This is a genomic window from Rhodobacteraceae bacterium Araon29 (assembly GCA_039640505.1).
Taxonomy (GTDB): Bacteria; Pseudomonadota; Alphaproteobacteria; order Rhodobacterales; family Rhodobacteraceae; genus CABZJG01.
This window is the reverse complement of record CP046865.1, coordinates 1,094,344-1,108,256: the sequence shown is the minus strand read 5'-3', so window position 1 is coordinate 1,108,256 and position 13,913 is coordinate 1,094,344. Positions and strand designations below refer to the sequence as shown.

Sequence of the window (13,913 nt, the reverse complement as noted above, 5' to 3'; positions counted from 1 at the left end):
TGTTTTCAATCTGTCTTGCCGCCGTGCCTGCAGGCAACAAGCCTGCTGGGCCTTCACTATTTTCAATCTTTAACAGTTGAACCACGGCTCAGCTTTTCTGCACCAAACGAAAAAACACGTTTCGAATCCTGCTTAAAAGCGACAAAAAAACTGTCAACTCCTACAGAACACACCTTGCTGCCAAAATTTGACACTTATTTTGATATAGTTTGATGGTATATTACGGCTGTACATGGCCTTTGCGAGCGCGGATACACGCCCTATTCAGTTGGGAAACCTTCATACCAATCGCCAGTTGAAAGACTTAGAATCGACATCAACTCTGCACATAATATATAATCAATTTTCCCATCAGTTTATAGAATACCCAACTTCTATTAGTTATTTTTTAACTAAAATATAACGTACTCTTTTTTGAATTAATCATATTACTAAAATCCATTTTTTTATCTAAAAATACCCAAAAGCTGCAATCAATTTAATCAAGTTGTATGTTTTCTGGCAATCCTGACTAAAATCAAGATAATTATTATTATTAAATAATGACAACAAATTAATTTATTGCATTGATATTTTTAATATTTTTATTTTTAGTATCACAATCTACTCTACCCACTCTTCGACTTGATTATCAAAATGCTTAAATCTGTTTTCATAATAAAGGAACGTTTGTCATGAACCGCAAATTTACGACGGTGCTCGCCCTTGATGTTGTGGGGTTTAGTAAATTGATGTCACAGGATGAAGACAGAACTTTAATGAACCTCCAAGCACGGCGAAAAATTATTGACCCGCTGATTGAGCAAAAAGGTGGGCGAATTTTTAACACCGCCGGGGACAGCGTTCTTGCCGAGTTCCCCAGTCCGGTTGATGCCGTGGAGTGCGGCGTTCAAATCCAAAACAAATCAGTTTCCATCAACAATCAATCAGAAGAAGCCGACAAAATGAGCTATCGAATTGGCTTGAACATGGGCGAAGTTTTGGTGTCCGATGGCGACTTATTTGGGGATGCTGTTAACGTCGCTGCCCGTCTGGAAGCGCAAGCTATAGAAGACGGTCTTTGCATTTCGCAAAGTATCTTTGAGCTTGTGAACATGAAAGTAAAAGTTTCCTATGAGGATGCCGGCGAGCTGCATTTGAAAAATATTAGTCAGCCTGTTCGCGCTTATAACGTGCTAAAATGCAAAGGCGCGACACGTGGGCTCGTAAGCGCAGATGCAAAGCCCAAAGTGGCTATTTCAAGCGCAGAAGCCGGTTCACTCGCCGTTATGTTGTTTAAAAACTTGAGCAACGATGAAGAACAGGAATATTTTTGCGAGGGCTTTAGTGAAGATTTGATTTCTGCGCTTTCTCGGCACAAAAGCCTGTTGGTGATTGCCAGCAATGCAAGCTTTTCATATTCGATCAAAGAAAAAAGCGTGTCCCAAATAGGCACCGAAATGGGTGTGCGTTATTTGGTTGAGGGCAAAGTAAGGAAAATGGGAAAAAAGATGCGGATAAGTGCCTCGCTCTTATCTGCAGAAGAGGAAAATGTCATTTGGAGCCAGAATTTCGATACCACGCTGGATGAAATTTTTGACGTGCAAGATGAAATTGTTGCAACAATCGTTGCACGGTTGGTCGGGAAAGTCGAAAGCGACCAAGTGAAAAAGCTAGCGAACAAAAAGCCCGATGTAATGGAAGCTTATGATTTGGTGTTACAGGGATTAGAATTTCACCGAAAAAGTTCGGTTTCTGCTGAAAATAACAAAAAAGCGCTCAGCCTGTTTACCAAAGCAACAGAGATAGACCCTAATTATGCCCGAGCATTTGCATGGAAAACATGCTCGCTTGCTAATAATTCAGAGTGGTTTGCCGACGATATGCCAGATGGCTGGATGGAAGACGCCTTTTCTTCCATCAACCGAGCGATGGAAATAGATCCTGACGATCCCGAAGCGCACCGTATTTTGGGCGCAATGAAACTTTTGTTTGAAGGTGATATGGAAAAAGCTATTTTCCATCACAAAAAAGCAATTGAAATTTGTCCAAGCGATACCTTTCACCTCGCCAGGTATTCGGTCTTACTGTCCTATCTAGGAAAGCCCGAGGACGCTATGGAGCAAATTGAAAAGGCTTTGAGGATCAATCCATTTGGATCCGACTTGATGTTCGAAACAAAAGGCGTTTGCGCTTATTTGCTCGGAGATTATGAAGCCGCTATAAGCACATTCAAAAATATGCAGATCGAAACAAGAGTGAGCCTTTTCTATTCAGCAGCTTGCTATGGTCTTTTGGGCAAAACGGAGCTTGCAAAAGATAGATTGGTATTGGCTAAAACCGAGAGTGGAATGGAGATTGATAAGTTTGTTACAACTCAGCTTTATCAAAGCGAAGAGATTTCAAACAAGCTTACCAATGATTTGACATCCATTGAAAAAGGCCTTGTGCTGAATTGATCATTTAAGCTCTTTTAGTTTACCCTTAAAGCTGCAATGTACCAAGAATAGTTTGGCCTGTAACTTGCCATTTTAAAGATTTATTTTTGCGCAGTCGCTTAGAAAAAAGAACTGCCATCAACCCAGCTTGAAAAGCTAGCAGCTCAATTAGTTTTGAAATTTTTAAGGTCTAATTGCAGTGCTGAGATTGCTTTGGTTGCGCAAAAGGGGATCGTTATTTTCCTCTATCGCGCTTATTTCTCGATTTGTTAACGGCGCGCGTTAAGCAACACATTGGCAATCTCTACAAAGCCTTCGCCGCCTTTTTTGTCCGATACAAACGCAGGATAGCTGGGCATCTTGCCTTCAAACTGCTTTACGTTTGCAACGCCACATGCATACGGAAAAAATTCAAACATTGATCCGTCGTTGGGGCTATCACCGCAAAAAACAAAATTTTCTTTGTGAGAGTCTATATCTAGCCCAAGCCGTTCTTTGGCGAACCTTCGGCTCATTGTGAGCTTACTGTAGCCTCCATACCATCCGTTGACGTGGATCGAAGATATTTTTGCTACAGCGTCCTCTTCTTCAAAGATTTCTTTGATCCTTAGAACTGACGGCTCGTCTAGCTCAGGAACATCCTCTGCAAAGTCAATGGCCAGATCGGAGTCTCGGAAAGCTTGATCCACCGATATCGCACAGCCGGGTACTTCTTTGAGTATGCGTGCTGCTACTTTATCAAGGCGTTTACGGTCTGTGCTACGGGTGGCTGCATCAGTGTCGTAGGCTCGGATCATTTTTTTATTATTGCGCTCGTAGGAAAAATAAAAAGCTCCATTTTCGCCAACCACTCCCGCGACGGGCCACAACCTTGCAATCATATCGCACCAACCAGCAGGCCTTCCGGTTATTGGCGCAACATGAATGCCCGCCCTGGTCAATGCCTCAAGGGCTTCATAAGCACAGGCTGGCAGCATACCTTCTGTTGTCAAAGTGTCGTCGATATCCGTGAATACGCAGGCTATGTTTTTTGCGATTTCTTTAGGAAACTTATCTATCGGTTGCATCTATACCTCGTTGAAAACCCACTTGCCGTTGAGGAAAACTGCCCCCCTGATGTGATTGTCATGCTTACGCAACCTAAACGAGCCTTGCCCAGCCTCCTCGATTAAAGTCTCGCCAACACTGAACATGCCAAAAGCATCAAAGGCGAGGATATCAAACGGATTTGAATTATCGTTTAATGCACTGACATCCTGCATTTGCATACCGGTGCACGCAGAGGAAATTTTATCCAATATTTGTTGATGTCTTTGAAGTGCAGTGTAACTTGAAGGCATTAAAATAGGACTTTTTTAGCAGAGGTTTCTAGAAAGAACCAGTTTGGTAGAATCACAACTTCATCTTAAGGAAAGGTAAAAAAAATAAAAAGAAAAATACTTGATTTTTTTGTAATTTTGTCACTCATAACTTTTCTTTTCTAAATTAAACACAGAATTAATAGGAAATTTTGGACTTTTTGTCGATTTTTCTGTTGTTTTGTCATTTTTAATAAGTCATGTTATTTAAAAGTAAGCTGTGGATTTCAGAGAATCCCCCCCATGAACAGTACGTCTGTTCGTTACACCACGGGAGGAAATGCGCTCAACACAAAATGGTCCAGTAGGCAAGACAGGATCGCTCAAAGAAGGCCCTATCAGTGACCCACTCACAATCTATTGGATGCTGTCAAATCAACATTTTTCAGCATCGGCTTGCAAATAAAGGTTGGGGTGAACCCGTATTAAAACATGACGATAAGTAACAGGATAAATATGCAAGATAAGGGCAACTTAAGTTCCACACAAAAATTGTGGGCCGCAAACATAACAAGTGATCAAATAACCTTTTGTGCCGGGCAGGTGATGCTATGAGTGGTGCCAGTGTAGTATTAAAGGATATTTTCAAAAGTTGGGGTGAAAAACCCGCGTTGGATAACGTTTCGCTGGACATACCTGCAGGTCAATTTACAGCACTTCTCGGACCCTCCGGTTGCGGAAAATCAACAGCTTTACGTATCATTTCGGGCTTAGAGGATGCATCAGCCGGTCAGGTGTTTATAGGAGGTGAAGATGTCACCCAGAAACCGCCTGCAGACCGTGATATTGCAATGGTGTTCCAATCTTATGCCTTATTTCCCCATTTAAGCGTAGCTGAAAATATAATTTTTGGCTTGCGGGTTAGAGGGCTCAGCCGAAGCGCACGTGATGAAAAGCTCAAGGCTGCGGCTGACTTACTTGGTCTAGCACAATTAATGGATCGTAAGCCAAGCCAGTTATCGGGTGGCCAGCAGCAGCGGGTTGCTCTGGGGCGTGCAATCGTGGCGGATAAGTCAATTTTTCTTATGGATGAACCTCTTTCAAATCTTGATGCGAAATTGCGCGCCGAAATGCGCGAAGAAATACGCACATTGCAGCGCAGATTGGGCGTCACAATGCTGTATGTAACGCATGACCAAGTCGAGGCTGTTACCATGGCCGATCAAGTTGTTTTGATGAACCATGGTGAAGTGGAACAGGTAGCAACGCCGCGCCGGATGTATGAAACACCGGCCACACTATTTGCGGCAAAGTTCATCGGCACGCCGCCCATGGTGACGTTTTCACCGAACGTGCTAAGCGATACTTTAACCCCCGAAATTATGGCCAAAAGTCAGAACCTTACCTTTGGCATCCGGCCGGAAGCTTTGGCGCCGAGTGAAAGTGGCGCCATAAAAGGCCGAATAGAAAGCGTTGAATATCTTGGCGCAGATGCCATGCTCGAGTGCAAAGTTGGTGCAGAAACATTGTTGTGTAGAGCGCCCGGTCAAACCCAATTGGCGGTTGGCACAAATATCAATCTAACTTTCGAAATGAGCGATTTACATGTCTTTGAGACGGCCTCTGGCCGCCGTATCGACACCATACTTCCCAAAATTGAGATGGCCCTGTCATCCCAAACCGCCAGCTCTGAGTTGGCACATCCAACCCAAACCTAGAGGTGAATCATGATTCCTAAACTATTAAAGATAGCCAGTGTTGCATCCTTTTCATCACTTGCCGCCGTTGGCTCGGCCTTCGCAGTCGATCTAGAATTTTATTTCCCGGTTGCTGTTGGCGGTGCTGCCGCCACAACAATTGAACAGTTGACTGCAGACTATGTGGCAGCTAACCCAAGCGTTAATATTGAAGCGATATATGCTGGTAGCTATGCTGATGCGGGCGTAAAGGCTTTGACAGCCGCGCGGGGCGGTAAGCCGCCGCAACTGTCCGTGTTATTGTCGACCCAAATGTTCACATTAATTGATGAAGACGTAATCGTGCCTTTTGATGACTTCGTGTCAGCTGCTGATCAAGAATCGTGGATCAATGGCTTTTACCCATCATTCATGGAAAATAGCCAAACGGGTGGCAAAACTTATGGCATTCCATTCCAGCGCTCCACACCAGTGCTGTATTGGAACAAAGAAGCCTTTGCAGAAGCCGGATTGGACCCAGACGTCGCACCCGCAAATTGGGATGAGATGGTCGAGTTTGGTAAGAAGCTAACCAAAAAAGATGCAAGCGGAAATGTATCTCAGTGGGGAGTTCGTATCCCATCTGCAGGTTTCCCCTATTGGCTCTTCCAAGGTCTTTCGACCCCAGCGGGCGCAATTTTGGCCAATTCAGACGGAAATAAGACGAATTTCAACGATCCGAAAGTTGTCGAAGCCTTGGAATATTTGGTGGCTTTGTCGGCCGAGCATGGAGTTATGCAGCCGGGATCTATCGAATGGGGGCCAACACCGAAAGCCTTTTTCGAGCGTGAAACAGCTATGATGTGGACAACGACAGGCAACCTCACAAATGTGCGTAAAAATGCACCATTTGACTTTGGTGTTGCCATGCTTCCAGCCAAAGAACGCCGTGGCGCACCAACAGGTGGCGGAAACTTTTATCTGTTCAAAGATTCCAGCGATGATCAGAAAGCCGCAGCCGTTGAGTTTGTGAAGTGGATTACCGCACCTGAGCAAGCTGCTGTTTGGGCAATTGCAACTGGTTATGTCGCTCCGCGCCCAGATGCATGGGAAACAGATGCGATGAAAGCCTACGCGGCTGATTTCCCGCCTGCTCTGGTTGCACGTGATCAATTGGAATTTGCAGTTGCTGAATTGTCTACCTATGAAAACGGCAAGGTAACACAAACCTTTAACGATGCTTTGGCAGCCGCCATTGCCGGTGAAAGCAGTGCAAAAGACGCACTTGATCAGGCACAAGCAACGGCTGACCGGATTCTGAAGCCCTATCGTTAATTTAAACACAACGGCCATGCCCTGCTTGTTGGGCATGGCCATTTTTGAAGGCACCAGAAAAATATGAGAAATTCCGCAAAACATCAGTGGATATATGCTTGGTTATTGTTAAGCCCAGCGATGATTTTTCTAATCACTTTTACGCATTATCCAGCCGTGCAAACGGTCATCAGTTCATTTTTCTCTACGGCGCGTGGACGTCGAAAGTCTATCTTTATTGGTTGGGACAATTACACGAACCTTTTGGCTGATGAGGTGTTTTGGAAAGTACTTACAAATAACTTCTGGTATGCTGTTTGGACCATTCCCCTATCGATCATTCTATCTTTAGCAATGGCGTTATGGGTGAACGATAAACTGCGCGGTCGTGGTTTTTTGCGAATGGCATATTTCACTCCAACAGTTCTGCCATTGATTGCAGTCGCCAATATTTGGTTGTTCTTTTACACACCAGGGTTTGGCCTGATCGATCAAATTCGCGGTTTGTTTGGCTATGCTGAACAGAACTGGATGGGGTCACCAGACACGGCCTTATATTCCATGATCGCTGTAGCCATCTGGAAAGAAGCCGGATTTTTCATGATTTTTTATTTGGCGGCACTTCAGACGATTCCACCCTCTTTGCGAGAGGCCGCGTCTATCGAGGGCGCGAGTAAATTCTATTATTTCCGACGCGTTGCCTTCCCACTGTTGATGCCAACTACTTTGTTTGTTTCGGTAAATGCAGTGATTAATTCATTCCGCTTGGTGGACCATATCTTTGTGATGACAGAGGGAGGGCCAAACAATGCTTCTAGTCTTCTGCTATTTTACATTTATGAGACCGCGTTTAATTATTGGGACACGGCCTATGCGGCAACACTAACGGTGGTCATGCTGGCGATCTTGACAACCGTCGCAATTGGCCAATTCTTTTTTCTTGATAAAAAAGTGCACTACAAATGACAACAATTCCTTCTTCTCTGTCTCAGCCTGTAACGTCTAGATGGTCTTTTGACTTCGACCGCTCTTTAAATACATTTGCAGCATGGTGTTTAGCGATCATATGGCTGCTACCACTTCTTTACGCTGTTTGGACCGCTTTTCATCCGAGCGAATTTGAAACGCGGTTTGATATCTTTGCACCCCTTACATTGCAAAACTTTGTTCAAGCCTGGAACGAAGCCCCATTTGCCAGATATTTCTTCAACACGGTGATTTTGGTTACTGGGATTATTGCTGCGCAGTTCTTTTTGTGCACGCTTGCCGCCTATGCTTTTGCCAGGTTTACCTTTCCAGGTCGCAACATTTTGTTCACACTGGTGTTGCTACAGCTTTTGGTCATGCCTGATATTCTGATTGTCCAAAACTACCAAACAATGCGCGCCTTTGGATTAATTGATACAATCGCAGCTATTGGTTTGCCCTATATCGCATCAGGATTTGGCATCTTCTTATTGCGGCAAACTTTTATGACTGTCCCCAAAGAGCTTGACGAAGCGGCGCGTATTGAGGGCTGTTCCTTTTTGGGCGTTTTATGGCGGGTCTATATTCCGCTAGCCAAACCAACCTATCTTGCTTATGGATTGGTTTCTGTAAGCCATCATTGGAATAATTTTGTATGGCCACTGATCGTAACAAATTCCGTCGAAACCCGCCCTCTTACTGTTGGCCTTTCAATATTTGCCGTAACAGATTCAGGCATTCAATGGTCTGTGATAAATGCTGCAACGTTGATGACATCAGGCCCATTGCTGATTGCCTTTTTACTCTTTCAACGACAGTTTGTGCAGAGCTTTATTCGCGCAGGGATAAAATAAGGGTATGGTATGACGCTATCAATGATTGGAGCAGCGGTAACACTGCGCAATATAGACCATGTCTTTCCTTGGCTCTGCGAACAAAGTAGACCTATCGAAATTCAGGATTTCACACCGCCAAATTTATCCGAAGGCTCGCTAGCCGACATCGTGGCTACATATCGCCCTATGCTGAAATCACACAGGGGTGCACGAGGCTTGCACGGCCCTTTTTTTGGCTTGGATCTTGGCAATTTGGAAAAAGCTTTCCAACAGCTGATTTCAAAACGCTTTCTCACCGCCCTAGAAATTTGCGAACAACTGTCATGCGAATTTATGGTGATCCATAGCCCTTTCAACGACTGGATGAAGTTAAATGGGCGGCAATACCCGCAAGTAAAGCCAGGTACAATTACGGCAATGGCTGATATCCTTGAAGCGCCTTTACAGCGTGCCGCAAATATTGGGTGTACGCTAGTTTTGGAAAACAGTGATGATACTGACCCGATGATGCGAATGGACGCAATTTGTGAAATTGACCATCCAAATTTAAAGCTCTCTGTTGATACCGGTCACGCGTATCTTTCGCATTGTAATTACAAAGCACCTCCAGTGGTTGATTTCATTGCCGCCGCCGAGAACTGTTTAGCGCATATGCATCTGCAAGACTGTGATGGGTATGCAGACCGTCATTGGCTTCCTGGGGAAGGGTCAATCACCTGGCCAGCCGTAATGGATGCATTGAAGGCGAGCGCCTCAACCCCACATTTGATTGTTGAAGTGCGCACTAACATGCATCGGTTGCCGAGAGCAGTGGCACAGCTTGAACGCTTGGCGAATTAGGGTTGAGGGGAATTTATGTCGGCCAAAAAGAAAAAACGGCGTGAGGCTATAAAAGACATCATGCTTGAGCGTGGCGCGTTATCGTTGGGCGCGTTGGCTGAGATACTAGATGTATCCACACAGACAATCCGGCGGGATGTGGACAAATTATGTGATGGCGGCACCTTAAAGCGCCTACATGGCCGCGTTGAATTAATACCCAAGCAATTAAATACACCCTTTGATCTGCGGGTCTCAACGAATTGGGCGGAGAAGCGTGATATTGGGCAGGCCGCAGCGAATTTGATCCCAGATGGTGCGACAATTTTCATCTCCATTGGGTCAACGCCTCTATGTGTTGCACAGGCTCTGCGCCATAGAAAAGGGCTAACGGTAATCACCAACAATCTCAGTGCAGCGATGGCGCTGAGTGATGAAAGAACCAATCGAATTATCTTGCCAGGTGGTGAATTAAGGCTTCCTGACCGTGATATCCTTGGAGCAGAAGTCCTAGAGTTTTTCGGTAAGTACCGAGCTGAGTTTGGCGTTTTTGGTGTGGCGGGGGTTGCCGAAGACGGAACTTTATTAGAATTTCATGCTGCAGAAGTTCAGACGCGCCAACAAATAAGGGCCAACTCGCAAAAGTCTATTTTAGTCTTAGATCACTCAAAGTTTGGCCGACTTGCACCAGCTGCAGGAGGAGACATTGGCGATATTGATCTAGTTATTTCAGATCGCTTGCCAAAGGAAAACTTTCCAGATCTACACGAGCTTTTACAACACAAGCTATTTTTAACTGAGATGAATGAGAAAAATTGAAATGTTAGATTGGCTCAAGATTAGCCCAAAAAGCAGGGCCTGCCGTGTCGCGACTATGTTGGTTTCGGACGAAGAAGTAGAGGTGTGAAATGACTCAAGTATTACAAATATCAGATACTCACCTGGTGCAAGAAGGCGCTCTGGTTTCGGGCACTTTAGACACAACAAGCCCATTGCAGCGTTTGGTCATGCGGATTACAGAACTACAAGAGGAAGTCGGAGCCCTCGATGCCATTATTGTGAGCGGCGACCTCAGCGATGACGGTAGTGAAAAAAGCTACGAACTTTTCAAATCCATTTTAAGCCCTTTAAATCTTCCGATTTTCGCCGTTCCAGGAAACCATGATCAGCGTGCACCCTTTCGCACTGCCTTTTTTAAATCGGGATATCTGCCCAAATCAGGTAAGTTAAATTGGCATCAGGCACTGGAACCACTTCAGCTAATTGGGCTAGATACTTTGATCGAAGGAGAAGGTGGAGGAGCATTAGATTCTGAAACGCTTGATTTTCTTGATGCACAATTGCGGAAAATCCAGGGGTCTCCGGTAATAGTTATGTTTCATCACCCGCCCTTCAATACAGGCATTACATTTATGGATTCAATTGGCCTGAACAGCGGCGGTGAAAGGTTGCAAGAAATACTAACGTCCTTTTCAGGTGACCTGATTGTCGTATGTGGACATATTCATCGAAATATTTCCACTCAGATTGGGGGCCATGCTGTTATGACCGCACCCTCGGTATGCAGCAGCTTTTTGTATAATATCCATCATGATGCCCCAGTTGGTTTTTTAAAACAGGAAGGCGGTATGTTACTGCACCGTTGGCATGAGGGCTTTAAGTCAATTCGAATTGAAGCAACACGAGGGGACGGACCTTTTGCATTTTAGGTCGATTTTTGTCGAATTTTTGGATACTCAAGGCCAAAACATTTCAAACGAGGCTAACTGGTCATGAGCGAGCCATTTTTAATCATGTTTTTGTTGAATGTGGCCGGCGCTGTAGGATTGCTTATATGGGCTGTGCGACTGGTCAGAACGGGCGTGGAAAGAGGCTTTTCAAATTCTCTGGGACAATGGTTGCGATATTCAGCAAAACGCCGCCTGCTTTCTGTTTTTTCCGGTATTAGCACCGCGCTGGTTTTGCAAAGTGCAACAGCGGTTGCGTTGCTGGCAGCTAGCTTTTCAGCCAAAGGGGTTTTAAGCCCAACAAGCGGTTTGGCCATGCTATTGGGCGCAGATATTGGATCAGCGCTTGCAGCCCAGCTTTTGCTGCTCAAGCAATCCTTTTTCATTCCGTTGCTTTTTGTGTTGGGTGTAACTCTCTTTCTACGCAATAAAACTGGTATATTACGTCAAACTGGGCGAATATTCATTGGCTTGGCTTTAATTTTTGTAGCGCTTGATATGCTAAGGGCTGCAACCGACCCCTTGCTAAACAATCCCAGCACACAGTTGGTGATGCAGTATTTATCGCAGGATTTAGTGACTGCCTTTTTGATTGGCGCAGTGTTCACCTGGCTGGTTCATTCAAGCGTTGCCTCTGTCCTTTTGTTTGTCACTTTAGCCGCGCAATCAATACTGCCTTTGATGCCGGCCAGTGTGATGATTTTGGGCGCCAATCTAGGCGGGGCATTTATTGCGTATACACTAATGCTTTCCTCACCCTTGGATGCGCGCAAAATTGCGATCGCAAATTTTACATTGCGAGGAGGCGGCGCGATCCTTGTGGCAATTTTGCTTGCAAGTTACCCAGACATTTTAAAAATGCTCGGGCAGGAAACTGCGCGGCAAACCATTAACCTTCATCTGGGTTTTAATGTGCTTCTGGCAACATTGGCGTTGCCAGTGATTGGCCCGTGTATGCGACTGCTTGATATGATCATGAAGCATACATCTAGTAATGATAAATCTTCACAGGTCCAAAGTGTTTTAGACCCGTCATTATTGGATCATCCGCAAAGGGCTTTGGGGTGTTCAGCACGTGAATTACTCAACATGGGCCATCGAATTGAAGCCATGTTATCCACTAGCATCAATTTATATGCCCGGTGGAACCCAGAAGAGGCAGAAAGTCTATACAAGCAGGATGAAGAGATAGAAAACATGCACCTAGAACTAAAGCTCTATCTTGCAAATTTAAGTGAAAACGCACTTTCAAAGGATATGGCACAGCGCTCTTTGGAACTTGCGTCACTTTCCAGCCATCTAGAGGCCGCATCAGACTCAATCGCTCGTGTGATGGTGCCCCTCGCCTCTCGTTTGAATATGGAAGGTGTGAGTTTCTCTGAAGAAGGTCTTTCGGAAGTAACCGAGTTTGCAGAGCGCATCTCAAACAATGTCAAAATAGCACTTGATGTTATGATGAACCAGAACCCAGAAGAAGCCAGAGAACTAATTTTGGCAAAAGAAAAAATACGCAAAACCGAACAAAAGCTGCAAAAGAAACATCTGGCAAGGCTTCAAAGGGGCTTGGTTGAGAGCATCGAAACAAGCAATATTCACCAAGAAACCCTACGAGCATTGAAACAGGTTAACACATCATTTTCGATGATTGGGTATCCTATTTTGACAAGAAGCGGCGAATTGTTAAAAAGCCGTCTGGCTTAATTGTAACCCAAAATAAAAAGGCTTTAATTCCCAATCAAGGGAAGTCCTATATGCTGGAAAACCTGCTGTTTAGACATATATTTGGACAATCAACCTTTCGACAAAAGTCATTTGTCTATTTCCAAAGAAGAGACAAAGGTTTTAAATTCAGCCATTGCGTCAGGGTCTGGTTCCTCGCCAGTAAACCCACGAAGGTAGCCTTCCAACCGATTTAAACGCTCCGGCATCGGTTCATGAATCTCCATGGCGTGATAGCCAATTTGCATGAAATAAATTATCCGGGCGCGGATATCTGCGTCATAGGGGGAAAACCCGTGCCGTTTAAAAATATCCGCAACTGCAGCTAATCGGGATTTGTCTGCTAGATCGATGCGTTGGCGCACGGCCCCATCCCGGCGGGACCACTCACGCAAGATTTTCACAATTCAGGCTTTCGCCTCGATGACCCGTATTTTAACAGATGAGGAACAGGCAGCCCTAGGCAATCCCGAGGACTGGGGTTTGGTACCGGCAATGGCCTTTGGCGGGCCAACGATGCGGTACACGATGGATAAACGTATAATTATGCGAAGTTTCTGGGGAAAACGCCAAAGTGATATCGTTTCCCCAAGCGCCTATCAGCGATCACGCGATTTGCAAATAAAACAAATCCGAGACCGTTTTCCAATGTTACAAAGCGATCCAATCGTCGATACATGGACAGGTCAAATTGGTTTGACATCTAATTTTGCGCCAGGGTTTGGGCAAGTTCGGGAAAATGTCTGGTCAGCCATGATCCAAAATGGGGTCGGCATGACGAAAGGCACTATGTCTGGAAGGCTTGCAGCAGAGGCGCTTAACGGGATCGACAGCCAACTGCTTCAAGACATTCAAGCAATGGGTCGCCCGGAACAATTACCGCCCCAACCTATTTTGTCGATGGGTATTTGGGCCAAAGTGAAATGGTGGGAATGGACACAGCGAGCGGAAAGATAAGCCATATCATTGGCCAATAACCCAAGTTTTCTTGCAAAGTCTCGATTTCCCCGCTTTGCTGCGCATCTAATTTTGCCCATCTTGCATAATCAATGAAACGCATTTTGATGCCTACCGCTATGGCGATCAGCAGTTGAATAAGGTTTTGGTTGTCTTTTTTCCGGTTAAAAACGACGCCACTGAT

Annotated in this window: 13 protein-coding genes; 10 read left to right on the top strand and 3 right to left on the bottom strand. The window is 45.1% G+C overall.

Annotated elements, in window-relative coordinates; all coding sequences use genetic code 11:
* Positions 1-674: 674 nt before the first annotated feature.
* Positions 675-2,438 carry an adenylate/guanylate cyclase domain-containing protein gene (locus GN278_05115; protein ID XAT60249.1) on the top strand — a complete coding sequence of 588 codons (1,764 nt, stop codon included), beginning with the start codon at positions 675-677 and terminating at the stop codon, positions 2,436-2,438.
* A gap of 248 nt (positions 2,439-2,686) precedes the next feature.
* On the opposite strand, the gene GN278_05110 is transcribed toward GN278_05115, so the two are convergent.
* Together GN278_05110 and GN278_05105 are read right to left on the bottom strand one after the other, a co-directional pair.
* Entirely contained in the window at positions 2,687-3,484 is a 798-nt protein-coding gene (locus GN278_05110) for an HAD-IIB family hydrolase (GenBank protein ID XAT60248.1), read from the bottom strand.
* Positions 3,485-3,715: a hypothetical protein gene (locus GN278_05105; GenBank protein ID XAT60247.1), complete on the bottom strand. Its 231-nt coding sequence runs from the start codon at positions 3,713-3,715 to the stop codon at positions 3,485-3,487.
* A gap of 611 nt (positions 3,716-4,326) precedes the next feature.
* Between GN278_05105 and GN278_05100 the strand changes: the two genes are divergently transcribed.
* The 8 genes from GN278_05100 (at position 4,327) to GN278_05065 (ending at position 12,754) form a co-directional block, all read left to right on the top strand.
* Positions 4,327-5,433: an ATP-binding cassette domain-containing protein gene (locus GN278_05100; GenBank protein ID XAT60246.1), complete on the top strand. Its 1,107-nt coding sequence runs from the start codon at positions 4,327-4,329 to the stop codon at positions 5,431-5,433.
* Positions 5,434-5,442: 9 nt separating this feature from the next.
* Entirely contained in the window at positions 5,443-6,726 is a 1,284-nt protein-coding gene (locus GN278_05095; GenBank protein ID XAT60245.1) for an extracellular solute-binding protein, read from the top strand.
* 63 nt (positions 6,727-6,789) lie between these two features.
* Positions 6,790-7,671 (top strand): ABC transporter permease subunit, encoded by an 882-nt coding sequence (locus GN278_05090; protein XAT60244.1) that lies wholly within the window; start codon positions 6,790-6,792, stop codon positions 7,669-7,671.
* Positions 7,668-8,525 (top strand): ABC transporter permease subunit, encoded by an 858-nt coding sequence (locus tag GN278_05085; GenBank protein XAT60243.1) that lies wholly within the window; start codon positions 7,668-7,670, stop codon positions 8,523-8,525. The genes GN278_05090 and GN278_05085 overlap by 4 nt, the downstream gene beginning before the upstream one ends.
* A gap of 9 nt (positions 8,526-8,534) precedes the next feature.
* Complete coding sequence (locus tag GN278_05080) at positions 8,535-9,347, top strand: TIM barrel protein (protein XAT60242.1); 813 nt, start codon at positions 8,535-8,537, stop codon at positions 9,345-9,347.
* Between the two features lie 15 nt (positions 9,348-9,362).
* Positions 9,363-10,145, top strand: coding sequence for a DeoR family transcriptional regulator (locus GN278_05075; protein XAT60241.1), 783 nt, complete (start codon positions 9,363-9,365; stop codon positions 10,143-10,145).
* 89 nt (positions 10,146-10,234) lie between these two features.
* On the top strand, positions 10,235-11,035 hold the full coding sequence (locus GN278_05070; GenBank protein ID XAT60240.1) for a phosphodiesterase: 801 nt from the start codon (positions 10,235-10,237) through the stop codon (positions 11,033-11,035).
* Between the two features lie 63 nt (positions 11,036-11,098).
* Positions 11,099-12,754, top strand: a complete 1,656-nt coding sequence (locus tag GN278_05065) for a Na/Pi cotransporter family protein (protein XAT60239.1) — start codon at positions 11,099-11,101, stop codon at positions 12,752-12,754.
* 107 nt (positions 12,755-12,861) lie between these two features.
* On the opposite strand, the gene GN278_05060 is transcribed toward GN278_05065, so the two are convergent.
* Positions 12,862-13,137, bottom strand: coding sequence for a hypothetical protein (locus GN278_05060; protein ID XAT60238.1), 276 nt, complete (start codon positions 13,135-13,137; stop codon positions 12,862-12,864).
* Between GN278_05060 and GN278_05055 the strand changes: the two genes are divergently transcribed.
* Complete coding sequence (locus GN278_05055) at positions 13,124-13,729, top strand: FAD-dependent oxidoreductase (GenBank protein XAT60237.1); 606 nt, start codon at positions 13,124-13,126, stop codon at positions 13,727-13,729. The two genes, GN278_05060 and GN278_05055, sit on opposite strands and share 14 nt — an antisense overlap.
* Positions 13,730-13,913 lie beyond the last annotated feature (184 nt).

What these genes read in the sequence shown, in the direction of transcription:
- GN278_05090 (XAT60244.1), top strand. Translation starts at nt 6,790, where the DNA reads ATGAGAAATTCCGCAAAACATCAGTGGATATATGCTTGGTTATTGTTA.
- GN278_05095 (XAT60245.1), top strand. Translation starts at nt 5,443, where the DNA reads ATGATTCCTAAACTATTAAAGATAGCCAGTGTTGCATCCTTTTCATCA.
- GN278_05065 (XAT60239.1), top strand. Translation starts at nt 11,099, where the DNA reads ATGAGCGAGCCATTTTTAATCATGTTTTTGTTGAATGTGGCCGGCGCT.
- GN278_05080 (XAT60242.1), top strand. Translation starts at nt 8,535, where the DNA reads ATGACGCTATCAATGATTGGAGCAGCGGTAACACTGCGCAATATAGAC.
- GN278_05055 (XAT60237.1), top strand. Translation starts at nt 13,124, where the DNA reads ATGCGTTGGCGCACGGCCCCATCCCGGCGGGACCACTCACGCAAGATT.
- GN278_05100 (XAT60246.1), top strand. Translation starts at nt 4,327, where the DNA reads ATGAGTGGTGCCAGTGTAGTATTAAAGGATATTTTCAAAAGTTGGGGT.
- GN278_05075 (XAT60241.1), top strand. Translation starts at nt 9,363, where the DNA reads ATGTCGGCCAAAAAGAAAAAACGGCGTGAGGCTATAAAAGACATCATG.
- GN278_05070 (XAT60240.1), top strand. Translation starts at nt 10,235, where the DNA reads ATGACTCAAGTATTACAAATATCAGATACTCACCTGGTGCAAGAAGGC.
- GN278_05115 (XAT60249.1), top strand. Translation starts at nt 675, where the DNA reads ATGAACCGCAAATTTACGACGGTGCTCGCCCTTGATGTTGTGGGGTTT.
- GN278_05110 (XAT60248.1), bottom strand. Translation starts at nt 3,484, where the DNA reads ATGCAACCGATAGATAAGTTTCCTAAAGAAATCGCAAAAAACATAGCC.
- GN278_05085 (XAT60243.1), top strand. Translation starts at nt 7,668, where the DNA reads ATGACAACAATTCCTTCTTCTCTGTCTCAGCCTGTAACGTCTAGATGG.